The sequence below is a fragment of the Rhizobium sp. RM genome, assembly GCF_013390595.1.
Classification (GTDB): Bacteria; Pseudomonadota; Alphaproteobacteria; order Rhizobiales; family Rhizobiaceae; genus Agrobacterium.
The window spans coordinates 718,476-737,016 of the sequence record NZ_JACAWV010000022.1 but is presented as its reverse complement, the minus strand read 5'-3'; the positions used below and the strand labels follow the sequence as shown (position 1 = coordinate 737,016).

Below are 18,541 nucleotides of genomic sequence, written 5' to 3'. Positions count from 1 at the left end.
ATCTTTTGTCTTTTCGTTCCGTGATGTTAAAAATTTTAGCGACCCTCCTTGCGAATGCCCCCAAGCTGCGTGAAACAGGGAGGAGATTTCCGAATGTGAGCCGATTGCCATGCCTGCAAAACTATCCGTCAATTTGAACGCAATTGCCATGTTGCGCAACCGTCGCGATCTTCCCTGGCCGGATGTCGCGCATTTCGGGAGAATCGCATTGGCGGCAGGCGCCAGCGGCCTGACTGTACACCCGCGTCCGGACCAACGCCATATTCGCTTTTCGGACCTTCCCGTGCTGCGTGCGCTGATCGATGATTCCTTTCCGAAGACGGAATTCAACATCGAGGGATATCCAAGCGAGGATTTTCTCGTCCTGTGTGAACAGACGCAACCCGAGCAGGTAACCTTGGTGCCTGACGATCCCACCCAGGCAACCTCCGATCACGGCTGGGACTTTCGCAAACACGCGACGTTCCTGAAAGATGTGGTTTCGCGCCTCAAGGCCGGTGGCATGCGCGTTTCGCTTTTTGCCGATGGGGACGGCGAGCGTGAGCCGGTGGAACTTGCCGCTGAGACAGGTGCTGCCCGTATCGAACTTTATACCGGACCTTATGGTGGCTGCTTTGACGATCCGCAAAACGCTGAAGCGCTTCTCGAAATGCTCGGAAAAACCGCTGATCACGCCAGGGCACTCGGGCTCGACGTAAATGCAGGGCATGATCTCACCGTTGCCAATCTGCCGAAATTGATGGAACGCATCCCGTTTCTTGCCGAAGTTTCGATCGGTCACGGATTGACGGCGGACGCACTGGAATACGGCATGGCCGAAACGGTACGGCGTTTTTGTCGCGCCTGCGGGCAGTCTATTTCATAACTAAAGTCAATTTTTTTTGCCTATAGTCGGTCGCGCGTATGCTCCGTGCGCGCGCTTTTAAAAAGGCAGAAGACTATGCAAGAAAATCATGTTGTCGTCGTAGGTGGAGGCTTCGGCGGCTTACAACTCGTACATGGGCTGGAGGGGGCTCCTGTGCGTATCACCTTGATCGACCGTCGCAATCACCATCTTTTCCAGCCATTGCTTTACCAGGTTGCCACGACCGTTCTGGCAACATCGGAGATTGCCTGGCCGATCCGGCGGCTTTACGGCAACCGCAAGGAAGTGACGACGCTCTTGGCCGAAGTCACCAGTATCGACCGTAATGCCCGCACCGTGCATTTGAGTTCCGGCGAGACCATCGGTTTTGATACACTCGTTCTGGCCACGGGTGCGCGGCATGCCTATTTCGGCCGTGATGAATGGGAGCGTTCTGCGCCCGGCCTCAAGACGCTCGAGGATGCGACGACAATCCGCCGTCGCCTGTTGTTGGCGTTTGAGAAAGCCGAACTCGCGACCAGTGAGCAGGAACGGCAGGCTCTTCTGACCTTTGTGATTATCGGTGCAGGTCCGACTGGTGTGGAAATGGCAGGCATGATTGCCGAACTTGCCCACAAGGTGTTGCCACCGGAGTTCCGCAATATCGACACCACCAAGGCACGGGTGTTGCTGGTCGAGGCCGGTCCGCGCGTCTTGCCGGTCTTCACCGAAGAACTTTCGACCTATGCCAAGGAGGCCCTCGAAAAACTCGGCGTCGAGGTGCTGCTTGGAACGCCGGTGACGGCATGCACGGATGAAGGGGTGACCGTCGGCGAGACCTACTATCCTTGCCGGACGGTTGTCTGGGCTGCGGGTGTGCAGGCGTCTCCGGCGGCAAAGTGGCTTGATGCGCCGGCAGATCGAGCAGGACGCGCCGTGGTCGGCCCGCATCTCTACCTGAACGACGATCCCAATATCTTTGTCATCGGCGATACCGCGGCCGTCTCGCAAGAGGATGGAAAGCCGGTCCCGGGGATTGCTCCTGCCGCCAAGCAGCAGGGAGGTTATGTAGCGAAGCTGATCAAGGCACGTCTTGCCGGTAAAGCCGAGCCTGCGCCGTTCCGCTATAAACATCAGGGGAATCTCGCAACGATCGGCAAACGCGCTGCCGTTATCGATTTCGGCAAGATCAAGCTGAAGGGCGGCATAGCCTGGTGGATATGGGGATTGGCCCATATCTACTTCCTGATCGGTACACGCTCGCGTCTTGCCGTCGCGTGGAGCTGGCTGTGGATTTACATGAGCGGCCAGCACAGCGCCCGGCTCATCACGCAGAAGGAAACGTTGAAGGACGAGTCCTGATAACGCGGCAAAGAATAGAAAAAGGGCGGGGCGCTTTCGCGTCCCGCCCCGAATTTTAAAGGATCAGGCGTCGAGCGATGCCATATCGATGACGAAGCGGTAACGGACGTCGCTTTTCAGGACGCGCTCGTAAGCTTCGTTGACGTCCTGAATGTTGATCTTCTCAATTTCCGAAACGATGTTGTGCTCACCGCAGAAATCCAGCATTTCCTGTGTTTCCTTGATGGAGCCGATCATCGAACCGGAGAGGTTTCGTGCGCCCATGATGAGCGAGAAGGCATGGACCGGAATCGGATGCTCGGGAGCGCCCACCACAACCATGCTGCCCTTGGGTTTCAGAAGGCCGAGATAGGCGTTCCAGTCGATCGCGACACCTGCGGTGCAGATGATGAGATCGAAGGTGCCTGCCAGCTTTTCGAAGGTGGAGGCATCGCTCGTGGCGTAATATTCCTTGGCGCCGAGCTTCAGGCCGTCTTCTTTCTTCGACAAAGTCTGGGAAAGAACGGTGATATCGGCGCCCATGGCGGCACCAAGCTTCACGCCCATATGGCCGAGACCACCCATGCCGACGATCGCGACTTTCTTGCCGGGACCGGCGTTCCAGCGGCGCAGCGGCGAATAGAGCGTGATACCGGCGCACAGTAGCGGCGCGGAGGCGTCAAGCGGCAGATTGTCCGGGATCGACAGGACATAACCTTCCTTGACGACGATCGAGTCGGAGTAACCGCCGTGGGTTGCAGTGTTGGTAGCGGGGTCGACGTCGTTATAGGTCTGAACCAGACCCGGCATATAGTGCTCGTTGTCGAGGTCGCGTGTGGCGCAGCCAACGCAGGAATCGACAAAGCAACCAACGCCGACGTGGTCGCCGACCTTGAACCTGGTGACCTTGGAGCCAACGGCGGTGACGACACCGGCAATCTCATGGCCGGGTACGATCGGATAAACCGCGTTCTTCCATTCGTTGCGAACGGTGTGAATGTCGGAGTGGCAGATGCCGGCAAATTTGATGTCGATGACAACATCGTCGTCGTTCGGCTCACGGCGTTCGAAGGTGAACGGGGTAAGCGGCTTCGACGCGTCGGTGGCTGCATAGCCTCTGGCAATAGCCATCTGAAGTATCCTTTCGGGGTTGGGAAAGTGATGGCGGATCATGCTATGGATGGGTTGCGACGCGTTAGAGCGATCCTCCAAGCTTTTTGCACGATCCTGCAAAAAACGATGCGGTACTATTTGCGGAAACCGGAGCACTCTCTAGATAGATGTCATCAGACATATCGCCGCCTTTTTACGGGGATTTCCCATGACCTTGCCTTTCAATCTCTACTCCGAGATCGTTTCCCTCGCCGGGCGCCATGCAAGCGAGGACGGCGAAAACCAGACGGCAATCGAGGCGCTTGGCATCAGCCGGCGATCTGCACCGAGCGCACCCTGTCACGGCAGCTACCGTCCCTGTCTCGCGATGGTGATTCAAGGGGCAAAAAGCCTGCAATTAGGAACGGATACCATCAATTACGGTGCCGGTGACTACCTGTTGACGTCACTTGATCTGCCGGTTGCCTGGCGTGTGGTCGAGGCCAGCAAGGAAGTGCCGCATTTCTGTATCTCCTTCGCGCTCAGCAGTGAAAAGCTGCTGGACCTGATGAGCCGAGCTCATATCGAGCGGCCCGCCGAACAGGTGAACGGACAGCGAGGGATCATGGTCAACACGGCGACGCCGGAGTTGCTCGATGCTGCAATCCGGCTGATGCGTTTGCTTGATCGTCCAGATGACATTCCGGCGATGGCACCGCTGATCGAACAGGAAATTCTCTATCGAATTCTGACCGGGCCGGCCGGTGGGCAGTTGATGAACATCGTAGCTTCGGACAGTCAGGGCAACCGTATCGCCCGGGCCATCGCCTGGCTGCGCGAGAATTTTGCGCGCCAATTGCGCATCGAAGAACTTGCCGAGCATGTCGGGATGAGCGTTTCGTCTTTCCATCACCATTTCAAGTCCATCACGGCCATGACGCCGGTCCAGTATCAGAAGCAGTTGCGGCTGCATGAGGCACGGCGGCTGATGCTGCTGGAACGGCTGGATGCCGGCACGGCCGGTCATCGCGTCGGGTATCAAAGTCCGTCGCAGTTCAGTCGCGAATATAGCCGCGTCTACGGTGTGTCGCCGTCGCGGGATATCGGTGCTGCGAGGGAAACGATGGCGGCCGAATAGGCAGCAGTCCGCCACCTGAGTAATAATCTTTCGTTTGGTGTGCCTCTCGCATTGTATTGCTGCGTCGCACCAATTCTTTCCTTTCTTCAAGAAAGCGCTTGACCGGAAAGCTCTCTCCGCATAAACGTCTCTCGAACCGTACCGTACGGTACATTAATCGAGCCTCTGGAGTGGAAAAGCGTGGCCTCGGAATCGATCACAGCGCAGGAATTTTCGCCGCGCCAGAACGTTGTTCTGGATCAGGCATTGCGTCTTCTGGTCGAGGGTGGCGAGAAAGCGTTGACGACATCGGGCCTAGCACGGGCCGCGAACTGTTCGAAGGAAAGTCTCTACAAGTGGTTCGGCGACCGCGACGGTCTGCTGGCTGCGATGATTACCTTTCAGCAGAGCAAGGTTCGTACCTTCGAAAAGGCGGGCGACCGCGTTTCCGCTCCACAGCTTTCCGATCATCTGGAAGTGTTTGCGCATGATCTGCTGGACGTTCTGGCAGGTGATGTTTCGCTTGCACTCAACCGTCTCGCAATCGGGCAGGCGAGCCGCGACGGCTCCAAGCTTGGCGACCTCCTTCTCGAGCGTGGTCGTCGCCAGATCGATCGGCGCGCCCGCGGGCTGATTGAAGCGGGTCGCCGTTCCGGTTACCTGCGGTTCGATGACGTTGAAGAGGCGTATCGCAGTTTTTACGGCCTGATCGTTTCCGACCTGCATGTCCGCATGCTGTTGGGCGAAACGCCAGGCAAGGATTTCTCCGCAAGGGCGAAGAAGGCCGTTGTTGCCTTTCTGACCCTTTACGGAACGGAAAAAGTTCATTCGGAACTGGGCGGCAAGGTCGCCTGAGGGTTCCGGTTCAGACAAACAGAGACAAGCATTAGGGAAGGACCATCAAATGCGCGTTTATTATGATCGTGATGCAGATCTCAACCTCATCAAGGCAAAGAACGTCGTTATCGTCGGCTACGGCTCCCAGGGTCGCGCTCACGCGCTGAACCTGAAGGATTCCGGTGCGAAGAACGTCGTTATTGCTCTGAAGGCCGGTTCGCCGACCGTCAAGAAGGCTGAAGCCGATGGCTTCAAGGTCATGACCGTTGCTGAAGCTGCCAAGTGGGGCGACCTCATCATGATGGCGACCCCGGACGAACTCCAGGCCGACATCTACAAGGCCGATATCGCCGGCAACATCCGCGACGGCGCTGCTATTGCTTTCGCACACGGCCTCAACGTTCACTTCGGCCTCATCGAGCCGAAGGCTTCGCTCGACGTCGTCATGATAGCACCGAAGGGCCCTGGCCATACGGTTCGCGGCGAATACCAGAAGGGCGGCGGCGTTCCTTGCCTCGTTGCTGTTCACCAGAACGCTTCGGGCAACGCTCTTGAAGTTGCTCTCTCCTACGCTTGTGGCGTTGGTGGCGGTCGTTCGGGCATCATCGAAACCAACTTCAAGGAAGAGTGCGAAACCGACCTCTTCGGCGAACAGGTTGTTCTCTGCGGCGGTCTCGTCGAACTGATCCGCGCTGGTTTCGAAACCCTGGTTGAAGCCGGTTACGCACCGGAAATGGCTTATTTCGAGTGCTTGCACGAAGTGAAGCTGATCGTCGACCTGATCTATGAAGGCGGCATCGCCAACATGAACTACTCGATCTCCAACACGGCCGAGTGGGGCGAATACGTCACCGGTCCGCGCATCATCACGGCTGAGACCAAGGCTGAAATGAAGCGCGTTCTGCACGACATCCAGACCGGCAAGTTCACCTCCGAGTGGATGCAGGAATGGAAGGCTGGCGGCGCACGCTTCAAGGGCATTCGTCGCAACAACGACTCGCACCAGATCGAAGAAGTTGGCGCGAAGCTGCGTGGCATGATGCCGTGGATCGGCAAGAACAAGCTGGTCGACAAGGCTGTCAACTAAGCTTTGACGTCTGGACTGAAATGAAGAAGGCCGGAGTGAAAGCTCCGGCCTTTCTGTTTGTGTTTATGATCCCTGTGGCGGGATCACGCCCTTCGTCAACAGAAAACACCCGTAGAAGCGCGTTTCGCCGGTGGTGATGACGCAATAGGCTTCCTTGGCCTTCTCATAAAATGCGAAGCGCTCGATGCCGTACATCGGCGCTGATTTGCCTTCCGCTGCATCGATCTCTTTTTGCACTTCCGCTTGAACCGCTTCGATCTGGTTCGGAGCGCCCATCACTTCCATGCGACCCACGGAGGGCTGGAGAGGGGTGTCCAGCGGCAGCACGGAAAGAATCGCCTTTATCGCGCGGGCCGCCGAGATGTTTTCCATGCGCAAAACCTGACCGACGCTGGTATATTGCGCGACGCTGTCTGACGGAAAATTGGTGTCCGTCACGACCAGCGTGTCGCCATGACCCATGGCGCGAAGTGCGTGCAGCACATCCGCGTTGAGTGCCGGATCAATATTCTTGAGCATGCCATAACCTCCCATTCATGCCTGAGCCGTCCCACGACTTCCGGATTGCAATCCAGCCGGAAAACGCCGTCGCGTCAATCGCAATCGGATGATTGTTAAGCTTCGTGCGAGGGTATATCTGGCGTTGCCTGCAACTGAGACAATGCAGGCAAGTGGGCAGAAATAATTCGAAAAACTGATAAGTCAGTATTGCTGACGTATCGAAATATCTGTAAACATTCACGCATAAAAAACGACACAAGAGGAAACGTGCCCATGCTTGATTGGGAACATATTTTCGCCACGCGCTCGTCGCGCATGAAGGCGTCCGAAATCCGCGAGCTGCTGAAGCTGCTTGAACAGCCCGATATCATCTCTTTTGCGGGCGGTATTCCCGACCCGGCGCTGTTCCCGGACGAGGAATTCAAGCAGGCCTATTCCGACATATTTTCCGGTCCACAGGTCAATGCCGCGCTGCAGTATTCCGTCAGTGAGGGTTACAAGCCGCTGCGCGACTGGCTGGCCGGCGAGATGGGCAAGATCGGTATCGAGTGCACGGCCGAAAACGTCTTCATCGTGTCGGGTTCGCAGCAGGGTCTCGATTATCTCGGCAAGTTGTTCCTGTCGCCGAAGGACACCGCCCTCGTGACATGGCCGACCTATCTCGGCGCACTCTCGGCATTCAACGCCTATGAGCCGAATTACGATCAGCTCAATCCTGGTGGCAACCGCACACCGGCGACCTATCGCGACAATGCCGCCAAGCTCGGTGGCTCGGTCAAGTTTACTTACCTATCTGCAGACTTCTCCAATCCGACCGGCGAGACGGTTGATCTGGAAGGGCGCAGGAAACTGCTGGAGCTTGCGGACGAACTGGATATTGCCGTCATCGAGGATGCCGCCTATCAGTCGTTGCGTTACGACGGCGAGCCTGTCCCGCCGATCATGTCGCTCGATATTGCCCGTTCCGGCGGCATCGAGAAGACCCGCACCATTTATTGCGGCAGCTTCTCGAAGACGCTGGCACCCGGTCTTCGCGTTGGCTGGATTGTTGCGTCCACGCCTGTCATCCGCAAGCTGGTGCTGATGAAGCAGGCAGCAGATCTGCATTCGTCGACCATCAACCAGATCGCGATCGAACACGTTGCCTCGCGTGGTTTCGACAAGCAGGTCGCCAAGGTCAAGGCAGCTTACAGCGCCCGTCGCGATGCGATGTTGGCAGCGCTTGCGAAATACATGCCTGAGGGCACGCGCTGGACAAAGCCGGAAGGCGGCATGTTCATCTGGCTGACGTTGCCTGAAGGAATGGACGGCGCCGCTTTGCTGGCGAAATCCATCGCCACCGAGAAGGTTGCTTTCGTTCCGGGTCGCGCCTTCTATGCGGATGGTTCGGGCGCGAACACGTTGCGCATCAGTTTCTCCTGCGCCAACGAAGCAATGATCGAAGAAGGCATGAAGCGTCTTGGCCGTTTGATCGCTGCAGCGCAGGTCAATGAACTGACCAATGAGACGATCGCTGCGATCTGAGCCTTTCATGGTCCAATATGCCGACCCTTCCGCCAGAAAGGCGGGAGGGTTTTTCATTTACGGTGGCAAGACGTCTTCTCTGTCACATACGTGTTATGCAAGCGTGTTTTAGCGGTCCCGAATTTCAACAGGGAATGGACCCATGAAGACGCTGCTTTCCGCTTTCACTGCGATCGTCTCACTCGGCTTTATTGCAACCGCTGCCAACGCGGCCGACCTGGTGCTTTACACCAGCCAGCCAAACGAGGATGCACAGGCGACCGTTGACGGCTTCAAGGCCGCAAACCCCGGCCTCGAGGTCGAGTGGGTTCGTGACGGAACACCGAAAATCATGGCCAAGCTGATGGCCGAAATCGACGCCGGCAATCCGGTCGCCGATGTGCTGCTGATTGCTGACACGGTGACGCTGGAGCGCATGAAGCAGGCCGGCCAGCTTCTCGCTCACAAGTCTGCGGAAGCCAAGAATATCGACGCGTCGCTCTACGATGCGGATGGCTATTATTATTCCACCAAGCTCATCACCACCGGCATCATGTACAACACTTCGGCAGCCATGAAGCCGAAGAGCTGGAAGGATCTTGCCAAGGCTGAAGCCAAGGGTCTGGTCACCATGCCGAGCCCGCTGACCTCGGGTGCTGCCCTTATCCATGCGCAGACGCTTGCCGCTTCCAAGGATCTCGGCTGGGATTATTACAAGGCGCTCAAGGCCAATGAGGCAGTTGCAGCCGGCGGCAATGGCGCCATCCTGAAGTCTGTCGCCTCCGGCGAAAAGGCTTACGGCGTTGTCGTTGACTACATGCCGATCCGTGAAAAGGCCAAGGGTGCTCCGGTTGAGTTCGTGTTCCCGGAAGAGGGCGTGTCCGCCGTGACCGAGCCGGTTGCAATCCTCAAGGGCACCAAGCACGAAGAAGCGGCCAAGAAGTTCGTTGACTATGTGCTCTCCGAAAAGGGCCAGCAGGGCTTCGTGAAGCTCGGTTACATCCCGGCTCGTGCCGATGCGGGTATGCCGGAAGGTTTCCCGGCCCGCGACACAATCAAGGTTCTGCCGCTCAACGCTGCGGATGCTCTGAAGAACTCCGAACAGGATCTGAAGACGTTCTCGGATATCTTCGGCTCCAAGGGCTGATAAAGCGACATGTCGCAATCCAATGCTTATGGAGGCAGCCAGCCACGCTGGCTGTTTCCTTTTGTGGTCTCGACCGTCTTTGTTCTGAGTGCATTGCCGCTCGGCCGTTTGGCCTATACGGGCGTCATCTCGGCACTGAATGGCAATATATGGCGTCTGCTTGCTGATCCTGCCTTGTGGGACGCGGTGTTCAACACCTTGTCCACCTCGTTCTTTGGCATGCTGATTTCACTTGCTATCGGCGGCGCCTTTGCGCTTGCGCTGACGCTTTGCGATGTGCGCGGCAAGTCGATCCTGAGCTTCCTGTTCATGCTGCCGATGATGATCCCGCCGCAGGTGACTGCGCTGTCGTGGATCGGCATGACTGGCCCCTCGAGCACGCTTTTGAAGGCACTTGGTCTGGCGCCGCCCATCGGCTCGCCGCAACCGCTCTATTCCATTGCAGGTATCGCCCTGCTGCTCGGTGTGCAGCACGCGCCACTGGTGTTTCTGTCGCTGCGATCCGGGCTGATGGCCTTGCCGCAGGATGGTATCGAGGCAGCCAAGCTTTCGGGTGCATCGCCACGCCGCGTACTGTTCGACATCATCCTGCCGCTTTCGACCCCGGGACTGATCGCTGGTGCAGCCATTTCCTTCGTTTCCGGTATCGGAAACTTCGGCATTCCGGCCATTCTCGGCATTCCTGCTTCGATCTTCACTTTGCCAACGCTGATCTACAGCCGTTTCGCCAGTTTCGGCTCCAGCACCTTTGGCGATATCGCCATTCTGTCGACGATGATCGCCATCATCTCCGTGGCCGGTCTCGCCCTGCAGGAGCGGGCGTTGAAGGGGCGGGACTATCGCATCATCGGTCTTTCAGGAAAGGCCGCAACGTTTCGGCTGTCGTACTGGCGCCCGGTTGTCGAAGCCGCGCTTTGGCTGATGTTGTTTTTCATGCTGGTCGCACCGCTGGCAGCCTTGGTTGCCAGCTCTCTTGCGCCGGCTTACGGTGTGCCGTTGACACTCAAGACGGCGACGTTGCACGCTTATGAGGAACTGCTTTACCGGCAGACGGTGACGCGCACCGCATTCCGCAATTCTCTGTTTCTCGCCTCCGCGACATCGATATGTCTCCTGGCAGTGACGATCTTGACGGCCTATTTCCTGGTGCGTGGCAAGAGCCGTTTCATGTTCGTCTTGTCGGCCCTGGTCGACATTCCCTATGCCCTGCCGGGTGTGGTGATTTCGGTATCCTTCGTTTTGCTGTTTGCAGCTCCTATTCCGCTTCTTGGCGTGACGCTTTACGGCACGATCTGGATCATCATGCTGGCCTATTTCTCGTCCTTCTTTGCTGTCAGTCTGAAGCCGATGGTCAGCGCCTTCCTGCAGTTCGACCCGTCGCTGGAAGAGGCGGCGCGATTGTCGGGGGCGGGGTTCTGGCAACGGATGAAGGACATCATTCTGCCACTGGTGGGACCAGCAGCGGGCGCATCCGTCATTCTGGTGTTCCTGATCGCCTGCAATGAACTGACCGTTTCTGCGCTTCTCTGGTCGGCGGGAACACAGACGCTTGGCGTATTGATCTACAATCTGGATGACAGCGGCAGTTTCGATCTCGCCTCGGCGCTTTCGGTACTGGTTGTCATCATGGTTGTCTTGCTGATGTTGCTGCTGGAAATTCTGGGGCGCTATCTGCCGAAAGGAGTCGTGCCTTGGCGAAACTGATCCTCAACCGTCTTTCCAAGCAGTTCGCAGCGAATGCGAAACCCGCGGTCGACGATGTCTCGCTGACCGTCCGTGAAGGTGGTTTTCTGGCCCTGCTTGGCCCTTCGGGCTGCGGCAAGACGACCGTGCTGCGCATGATCGCGGGCTTCGAGCAACCATCCGATGGTTCCATTCTGCTGGGTGAAAGGGTTCTGGCCGATGCTGCAACCATGGTGTCGCCGGAGCGGCGCAACATGGCGATGGTGTTCCAGTCCTATGCTCTCTGGCCGCATATGACGGTCGCGGACAATGCCGGTTATCCGCTGAAAGTGCGGGGCATTTCCGGCGAGAAATATCGCGAGAAGGTCCGCTCCGCGCTTTCTGCCGTCAGGCTGGAAGCGTTTGCCGACCGACGTCCGGCTGAGCTTTCCGGTGGCCAACGGCAGCGTGTGGCGCTCGCCCGCTGCCTGGTGACCGAACCGGATGTCGTGCTGCTCGATGAACCGCTCGCCAATCTTGATCGCCATCTGCGACAGGAAATGGAGGAAACCTTCCGGGAGTTTCATGCCCGCTCAGGCGCGACGATGGTGTATGTCACCCACGATCAGGCCGAGGCGATGGCGCTGGCAACCGATGTCGCCGTCATGTCGCATGGCAAACTGCTGCAGGTTGCGCCGCCAGCCGAGCTTTATGCAAGACCGGAAGGCAAACTCGTCGGTTCGTTGGTAGGGCAGGGAGCGATCCTTTCGCTGAAACTCGCTACCGGTGGACAACGCCAACTCGACTGGCCCGCATTGCAGATCGCATTGAATGGCGGTTCGGGGGATGCGCCGCTTGCGGATGTTCTGGTGCGGCCGCAGGATGTCGCTTTCGAGGACGGCGGGGTGATGACGACCGTCACTTCGGTTCTGTATGAGGGCGAGCGTTACGCCGTGCGTCTTGAACTCTCCGACGGCCAGTCGCTCAGAGCATACTCGCGCTTTCCTGTTGTTGCTGGAGAACGGTTGCCGGTTGCCATTCGCGAGGCATGGCATCTTTAGACGGTTGGCAAGCAGCACCGGCAGCGGCTAAGCTTTCCTGTAAAACAGGAATGAATCATGTCGCTTCGGCTTGCTACCTTCAATATCGAGAACCTGCTGACCCGTTTCGATTTTACCGGCTTTCGTAACCAGACGCGGCGCGACAGGGCAATTCAGCTTTACGACATCCGCGACGAGGCAACATATCAGGCACTGGAGAGTGCCCGGCTTGTTGCCTCCACGGATGATACGCGCCAGCTTTCCGCTCTCGCCATCGCCGATACGGACGCCGATATCCTCTGCCTTCAGGAAGTGGACAACATGGCTGCCCTGCAGGCCTTCGAATACGGTTATCTCTACCGTATGGTCGGTAATGGTTATCGTCAGAAATATCTGGTCGAAGGCAATGATAGTCGCGGTATCGATGTGGCCGTTGTCATGCGCGAGGAGACGCGCGATGGCGAACGGATCGAGGTAGTGGATATCAAGAGCCACGCTGCGGTAACCTATCGTAATCTTGGCCTCTTCAATGAAGAAATCGCCCTGACAAACCATATCGATGACAAGATCTTCAAGCGGGATTGTCTCGAAATCGATCTCAGGATTGGTGGAAAGCCGCTGACACTTTACGTCACGCATCTGAAATCCATGACAAATTCCCGCGAGGCAACCGATGCCCGTTACAGCACCATGCCGATCCGTGAGGCGGAGGCGATGGCTGTTCGGCGTATCATCGAGGGGCGTTGGGGTGCAGACAAGGCACGGCGAATGAACTTCGCCATCTGCGGTGACATGAACGACTATCAGGAACGTGTCATGATCGCCGGCGACAGGCGTAACGGCTACACCTTCACACCAGTGAGTGAAGAGCGCAGCGCGCTCGACATCTTCTCAAAAGACGGTTTTGCCGTGAACCCGATGTTGCGTCGGGATGTCATGGATCGCTGGACGCTCTATCATTCGCGTGGCCCGCTGGAGCAGCATCTGTGCCAACTCGATTATATCTGGCTTTCTCCGCATCTGGCTGAAACCAACGCGACGCGCATTCCCGAAATTGTTCGGGCTGGCCAACCTTACCGCACGATCTTTCCGCCGGGGCAGGAGGTGGAACGTTATCCCCGAACGGGATGGGATCGACCCAAGGCCTCCGACCATTGTGCCGTGGTGATGACGCTGGACTTGATCTGACGTCTCTCTCCCGCTCTATGCAGAGGCGATCTTTTGATAATAGGTTGCCCAGACACGGTTTCGTCCGGCTCTCTTGGCCTGATAGAGCCGCTCATCCGCAACCGCGATCAGATTTTCCCAGTTACTGACGGTGCGCGTTTCCTGCCAGACAACACCGAAGCTGGCGGTCAGCGAAATCCCGTGCTCGTCATCGATGACATTGGCCTGTATGGCGCGTCGCAGACGATCCGCAGTCGCAGTTGCCGTGGCGTGGCTGACATCGTGCAGGACGATGACAAATTCTTCTCCGCCGTAACGTGCCAGGATATCACTTTTCCTCAGGGCGCCCTTGAGCAGATCTGCGGTTTTCTGCAGAGCAAGATCTCCCATCGCGTGACCGAATTTATCGTTGATCGATTTGAAATGATCGATGTCGACGATCATCACGGTCAGCGTCTCGGACAGTTCTCTCTCATCAAGAACCTTGCGCACGGATTTTTCGAGTGCACGACGATTGAAGACACCCGTCAGAGCATCGGTTTCGGAAAGCCGCCTTAATTGCTCGGCCAAGGCATGTTGCTGCTCTTCCATATCGCGCTTCTGCCGCAACTGCTCACGCAGGAAATCGAGTTCCTGAAACATCTTGCGCACTTCCGGCGCGACGCGGCTCTGATGCTCGACGTCGGCAAGATTACCTTCAGCGATTGCGGCAATCTGTGACCGGACCGATTGCATCGGCTGGAACAGCGCCGTCTTGTAGACCGCGACCAGTCTCAGCAGCACATACATGGCAATCGCCGCCAGCAGAACGGAGGCAATCCCATAGGACAGGGCCTTGTCCTTCATGGCCTCGGTTTTCGAACGTGTTTCGGCAAGGACGAGATCGCGCAGTATGTCGGCAGACTGCATGCCTCGAATGTAGGTCTGTGAAAAGTCGGTCACGCTTGGCCTCGCATCCGGCACGGCCATCGCAATCGTATTTTGCGCATATGCAAGCGCTTGACCGAAGTAGGAACTTTCAAGGTCTTTCAGCGCCATGTCGATTTTCGGAACGCCGAGATAGGCGGCCGTGTAGTTGTTCAGTGATGCTTTGAGCAGCGCGAGGCTTTGCAGATCCGCATCGAACTTTGCACGATAGGCCTGTCGTTCAGATGGGCTCGCTGAAAGGCTCATGACTACATAGGAGCCCAGGCGACCGATGCGGTCGCGCATGACGCCGGCTGTCGCCGTTGTGGCAATATCCATTGCGACATCGGGTGTTTCCTTGATGATGGCTGCTGCCAGTCTGCCGCGAAGCGTGTTGATGCTGTCTGCGCTCTGGAACATCAATTGTATGGCGTCAGCCATCTGCCTTCGGTCGCGCGTTGCGACCGGCAGATCGACAAAATCGTCAACGGCCGTACGCGACTGTGAGAGTTGCTGCTTGATGTCGGCGAAGACATTGGCCAATTGCGGTTGCTGGCGCAACTCCGGCTCGAACGCGACGCGTAGCTGTGCCAGTTTCTCGTCCGTTGCCTTTCTTGCCGAGGCCAGTGCGATAACAAGCGCTTCATCGGGCACATCTGCACCCATAAGATTATTGGACGGTCCGCGTTCGGCAGACACGAGCCAAACGGAACGCAGCGCGATTTCGAAACGACTGAGTTGTTCGGCATTTCTGCTGGATCTGAGATAGTTGTTGACGCTTGGAGCGGCGGCAAGCGTCGCCAGCAACATGGAGCTCACGGCAATAAGAATGGTGCCTTTGAGCTGTGTCTTCTGGATGCTGGTGCGCATACGCGGATCATTCTCTTCGCTTGGTTGTATTTCATCACCATTATAGCTGTTTCATGTAAACACTTCGCTTATACCGCGATACGCACAGCGTTCATGACCTCATCGTGTTCTTAAACGGGTGTGGAAAACGAACATCTGGATGCGATCTCGCCAGTTTTCGCTTTACACACGACGAGAATCTGTTACTTGGCATCTTACTGGATTGCCCTTGTAGCTCAGTTGGTAGAGCACCTGATTTGTAATCAGGGGGTCACGAGTTCGAACCTTGTCGGGGGCACCAGTTTTCTCTTGAAATTCAGCGCATTAAGAAAATCGACCTAGAATGTCGTTTTACAAGGTGTCGCGCGTTTTATGGTTTGTTGCCGACGCAACGGACCGGTTGCGCGTTGGACGGCCTTTCGACTCGCGCAGAATATTCCTTCATTTTCCAGACCGGCGATCAAAAGTTTTCGAGCTTGCCTTGAGAACAGAGTGGCGATCGCGATCTTACGCAGTTGCCCGCACGATCTGATCGGCGAAGCTTGCGGCCGCCAGTGGCAGGATGCGTCCTCTGAGTTGGCACATGACAAGATCGGAGCGCGGGATGTCCCGTTCGTCGATGGGGCGCCCGACGACGCCCATGCCGAACTCCTGGCGCGGCGCACCGACATCAATCTGGAACGAGATCATGTTCCCGCGCAGCACCAGGCCGCGAAGCATTTCGAAGGAGTTGGACTCGGCCATGACATCGAAGCGAAAATCGCGTCTGGCGATGACTTCATCGAGAACCTGTCTGCCACCGAGGCTTTGATCGGGCAATGCGAGCGGATACCCGACACAGTCGGACAGTCGCAAGGTCTGCTTGGCCGTGAGAGGGTGGTCGTCGCGCATGATCGCGACAAGCCGCTGAGGCACTGAGGCCAGAATTCGCACGGCGGGTCGCATCACTGCCCGGTAGACGATGGCAAGGTCAACGTCGTAGTCGATCAGCGCGTTGATTGCCGCATTGTGGTCCATGACCTTGATGTTGAAGACGAGGCGAGGGTTTGCCTTGCGAAATTCGCCGATCTGTGAAGGCAGGAAGTCAAGCGCCAGTGCCTGACTGCAGGCAATCTTGACCGGACCGCGCCGGAGGCCACGCAGGTCTTCAACCTGAGAACTCAGGCGCTCCGCATCGGCGATCTGGCTGCGGGCGTAACGCACGAACATTTCGCCCGCTGCCGTCAATTTCACACCGCGCGCATGTCGTTCGAAGATCGGCGTATCAAGTTCAACTTCGAGATCCTGGATTTTCCGGTTCATTGCCGAGGCAGTGATGTTCATCTTTTCCGCCGCCAGGCGGATCGAGCCGACGCGTGCGATTTCAGATATCTGCTGCAACAGCTTGAGGTGGCGCATCGTCATCTCCGAGTGAGGCCTTTTTGGCACCGCTGAAACACAAGAATAGCGGTAGATGTATTCACTGAACAGTGGCATTGTCGCGTTGCAACATAACGAGCAGCCGGACACGGCGGCCCCAACCAACAAGATAAAGGGAACAAGCAATGGCTCACCACCAGATGAAAACGCGTGCCCGTATGGCAGCACTTGCCGCTATGACTGCGCTTGCAACATTCGCCACGGCTGCGGTTGCGCAGGCAGAGACCAACATCAAGCTTGTTCTGAACTGGAAATATCAGGGGCCACAGGGTTTGCTGTTCCTTGCCGAGGACAAGGGTTACTTCAAGGAGGAGGGGCTGAACGTCACCATGGACCAGGGAAACGGTTCGGGCGCTGCGGTTCCGCTGGTTGCCAATGGTGCCTATGACATGGGTTTTGGCGACATCAACGCCTTGATCGAGTTCGCCGCGAAGAAGCCCGAGGATGCACCGGTTGGCGTCTTCATGATGTACAATCAGCCGCCTTTCACGATTGCCGTCAAAGCTGACAGCCCGATCAAATCACCTGCAGATTTTGCAGGCCATACTTTGGGTGGGGCTGCCAATGACGGCGCGCTCAAGCTGTTCCCGGCTTTCTGCTCGATCAGCAAGACGGATTGCTCGAAGGTGGAAGTCACCAACATGCAGCCCAACCTGCGCGAGCAGATGCTGATGAAAGGACAGGTCGACGGCGTTTTTGGTTACGTCAACACCATCCGCTTCAGCGCCAAGCTGATCGGTGTCGACCCTGACAAGGAAATCCGCTTCATCAAATACGGCGACTACGGCATGGATCTCTATTCCAACGCCATCATCGTTTCGAAGTCCTTCCTCAAGGAGAATCCCGAAGCGATCAAGGGGTTCCTGCGTGCGCTCAACAGAAGCATCAAGGATGCCATCAAGGACCCCGAAGCCGCCGTCGCTTCGGTTAAGACACGCGAATCGCTGCTCAAGACCGACGTTGAGCGTGAACGTTTCGATGCGACCATTGCCGACGAAATGGCGCATCCCGAAGTCGCCAAAGTTGGCCTCGGGGATGTCGATGAAGCGCGTCTTGCCAAGTCGATCGACATTCTGGTCAACGCCAATGGCCTGCCGCGCACGCCTGCCGTCGGCGAAGTCTTCGACCGCAGCTTCCTTCCGGCCAAGACCGATCTGTTGACTGTGGTCAACTAAAAGGGCGGCGCGTCAGGCGCCGTTTCCCTTTCATCCTCCAGATACTGAGAACGGAATACATCATGGACCTGAAGCTCACGGATAAAGTCGTGGTCATCACCGGCCCGGCAAAGGGCATGGGCGCAGCCATTACGCGGGCATTCGCCGCCGAAGGCAGCAAACTGGCACTCATCGGCCGAGACACCGCAGCCATTGAGCCTATTGCCGAAGAGCTTGAAGCAAAGGGCTGCGAGGCTATCGTCATTGGCTGCGATCTTACCGATGCGGCGCAGTGCGATGCGGCGGCTGCGAAAACACTCGAGACGTTCGGCCGTATCGATGTGCTGGTCAATGTCGCCGGCGGCTCCGGCCCGATGGGCAAGACAGGCGCCGAGACGACGCCGGAGGAGTTCGATGAGATCGTCACCTTGAACATGAATGGCTGCTTCCACACGATCCGCAGCGTTCTGCCGGCAATGATCGACCAGCGTTACGGCAAGGTCGTGAATGTCGGCGGCACCTTCGGCATGAAGGGGCGTGCCGGGCGTCTTGCCTATTCCGCTTCCAAATGGGGTCTGCGCGGCATTACCAAGAGCTTCGCGCTTGAGGTTGGTCAGCACAATGTCAACGTCAACTGTGTTGCCCCCGGTATGGTGGATGGCCCGCGCTTCCGCGACAAGGTTTGCAAGACGATGGCCCAAAAGCTCGGCATCACGGAAGAAGAGGCCGCCATTCGTCACGCCGAGGACTATGCGCTGAAGCGCATCACCGTCGATGAAGACGTTGCCAATGCCTGCCTGTTTCTCGCCAGCGATGTGTCCCGCCAGATCACCGGCGTCGATATGCCCGTCGATGGCGGTTGGGCCGCGCTCTAG

The 18,541-nt window shown here is 57.4% G+C and carries 16 protein-coding genes and 1 tRNA gene; 13 read left to right on the top strand and 4 right to left on the bottom strand.

What is annotated here, in order from left to right; genetic code table 11:
* Nucleotides 1–109: 109 nt before the first annotated feature.
* Both HWX89_RS20180 and HWX89_RS20175 read left to right on the top strand, forming a co-directional pair.
* Complete coding sequence (locus HWX89_RS20180) at nt 110–865, top strand: pyridoxine 5'-phosphate synthase (RefSeq protein WP_138790926.1); 756 nt, start codon at nt 110–112, stop codon at nt 863–865.
* Nucleotides 866–940: 75 nt separating this feature from the next.
* Nucleotides 941–2,206 carry an NAD(P)/FAD-dependent oxidoreductase gene (locus tag HWX89_RS20175; protein WP_138790925.1) on the top strand — a complete coding sequence of 422 codons (1,266 nt, stop codon included), beginning with the start codon at nt 941–943 and terminating at the stop codon, nt 2,204–2,206.
* Between the two features lie 63 nt (nt 2,207–2,269).
* Here HWX89_RS20175 and HWX89_RS20170 read toward each other — a convergent pair whose 3' ends face one another.
* Entirely contained in the window at nt 2,270–3,316 is a 1,047-nt protein-coding gene (locus HWX89_RS20170; protein ID WP_138790924.1) for an NAD(P)-dependent alcohol dehydrogenase, read from the bottom strand.
* Nucleotides 3,317–3,506: 190 nt separating this feature from the next.
* Between HWX89_RS20170 and HWX89_RS20165 the strand changes: the two genes are divergently transcribed.
* The 3 genes from HWX89_RS20165 (at nt 3,507) to ilvC (ending at nt 6,318) form a co-directional block, all read left to right on the top strand.
* The gene (locus tag HWX89_RS20165) at nt 3,507–4,415 is read left to right on the top strand and encodes an AraC family transcriptional regulator (protein ID WP_138790923.1); all 909 of its coding nucleotides are present in this window, start codon (nt 3,507–3,509) and stop codon (nt 4,413–4,415) included.
* 180 nt (nt 4,416–4,595) lie between these two features.
* Nucleotides 4,596–5,249, top strand: a complete 654-nt coding sequence (locus HWX89_RS20160; RefSeq protein ID WP_138790922.1) for a TetR/AcrR family transcriptional regulator — start codon at nt 4,596–4,598, stop codon at nt 5,247–5,249.
* A 49-nt stretch (nt 5,250–5,298) separates the two neighbouring features.
* Nucleotides 5,299–6,318 carry a ketol-acid reductoisomerase gene (gene ilvC / locus HWX89_RS20155; RefSeq protein WP_138790921.1) on the top strand — a complete coding sequence of 340 codons (1,020 nt, stop codon included), beginning with the start codon at nt 5,299–5,301 and terminating at the stop codon, nt 6,316–6,318.
* A gap of 63 nt (nt 6,319–6,381) precedes the next feature.
* Here ilvC and HWX89_RS20150 read toward each other — a convergent pair whose 3' ends face one another.
* Nucleotides 6,382–6,837 (bottom strand): RbsD/FucU family protein, encoded by a 456-nt coding sequence (locus tag HWX89_RS20150; RefSeq protein WP_138790920.1) that lies wholly within the window; start codon nt 6,835–6,837, stop codon nt 6,382–6,384.
* A 255-nt stretch (nt 6,838–7,092) separates the two neighbouring features.
* Between HWX89_RS20150 and HWX89_RS20145 the strand changes: the two genes are divergently transcribed.
* The 5 genes from HWX89_RS20145 (at nt 7,093) to HWX89_RS20125 (ending at nt 13,359) form a co-directional block, all read left to right on the top strand.
* Nucleotides 7,093–8,343 (top strand): aminotransferase-like domain-containing protein, encoded by a 1,251-nt coding sequence (locus tag HWX89_RS20145; RefSeq protein WP_138790919.1) that lies wholly within the window; start codon nt 7,093–7,095, stop codon nt 8,341–8,343.
* A 142-nt stretch (nt 8,344–8,485) separates the two neighbouring features.
* Nucleotides 8,486–9,469 carry an ABC transporter substrate-binding protein gene (locus tag HWX89_RS20140; RefSeq protein ID WP_138790918.1) on the top strand — a complete coding sequence of 328 codons (984 nt, stop codon included), beginning with the start codon at nt 8,486–8,488 and terminating at the stop codon, nt 9,467–9,469.
* Between the two features lie 9 nt (nt 9,470–9,478).
* Nucleotides 9,479–11,173, top strand: a complete 1,695-nt coding sequence (locus HWX89_RS20135; protein ID WP_138790917.1) for an ABC transporter permease — start codon at nt 9,479–9,481, stop codon at nt 11,171–11,173.
* Nucleotides 11,161–12,192 (top strand): ABC transporter ATP-binding protein, encoded by a 1,032-nt coding sequence (locus HWX89_RS20130; protein WP_138790916.1) that lies wholly within the window; start codon nt 11,161–11,163, stop codon nt 12,190–12,192. Before HWX89_RS20135 ends, HWX89_RS20130 begins: the two co-directional genes overlap by 13 nt.
* A gap of 57 nt (nt 12,193–12,249) precedes the next feature.
* Nucleotides 12,250–13,359 carry an endonuclease/exonuclease/phosphatase family protein gene (locus HWX89_RS20125; RefSeq protein ID WP_138790915.1) on the top strand — a complete coding sequence of 370 codons (1,110 nt, stop codon included), beginning with the start codon at nt 12,250–12,252 and terminating at the stop codon, nt 13,357–13,359.
* Between the two features lie 15 nt (nt 13,360–13,374).
* On the opposite strand, the gene HWX89_RS20120 is transcribed toward HWX89_RS20125, so the two are convergent.
* A complete protein-coding gene (locus HWX89_RS20120; protein WP_138790914.1) occupies nt 13,375–15,114 on the bottom strand; it encodes a GGDEF domain-containing protein in 1,740 nt (579 codons plus the stop codon).
* 204 nt (nt 15,115–15,318) lie between these two features.
* Between HWX89_RS20120 and HWX89_RS20115 the strand changes: the two genes are divergently transcribed.
* Nucleotides 15,319–15,394, top strand: a tRNA-Thr gene (locus tag HWX89_RS20115).
* 206 nt (nt 15,395–15,600) lie between these two features.
* Here HWX89_RS20115 and HWX89_RS20110 read toward each other — a convergent pair.
* A complete protein-coding gene (locus tag HWX89_RS20110; protein ID WP_138790913.1) occupies nt 15,601–16,491 on the bottom strand; it encodes a LysR family transcriptional regulator in 891 nt (296 codons plus the stop codon).
* Nucleotides 16,492–16,637: 146 nt separating this feature from the next.
* Between HWX89_RS20110 and HWX89_RS20105 the strand changes: the two genes are divergently transcribed.
* Nucleotides 16,638–17,687, top strand: a complete 1,050-nt coding sequence (locus HWX89_RS20105; RefSeq protein ID WP_246705220.1) for an ABC transporter substrate-binding protein — start codon at nt 16,638–16,640, stop codon at nt 17,685–17,687.
* Between the two features lie 62 nt (nt 17,688–17,749).
* Nucleotides 17,750–18,541 (top strand): SDR family NAD(P)-dependent oxidoreductase, encoded by a 792-nt coding sequence (locus HWX89_RS20100; RefSeq protein WP_138790912.1) that lies wholly within the window; start codon nt 17,750–17,752, stop codon nt 18,539–18,541.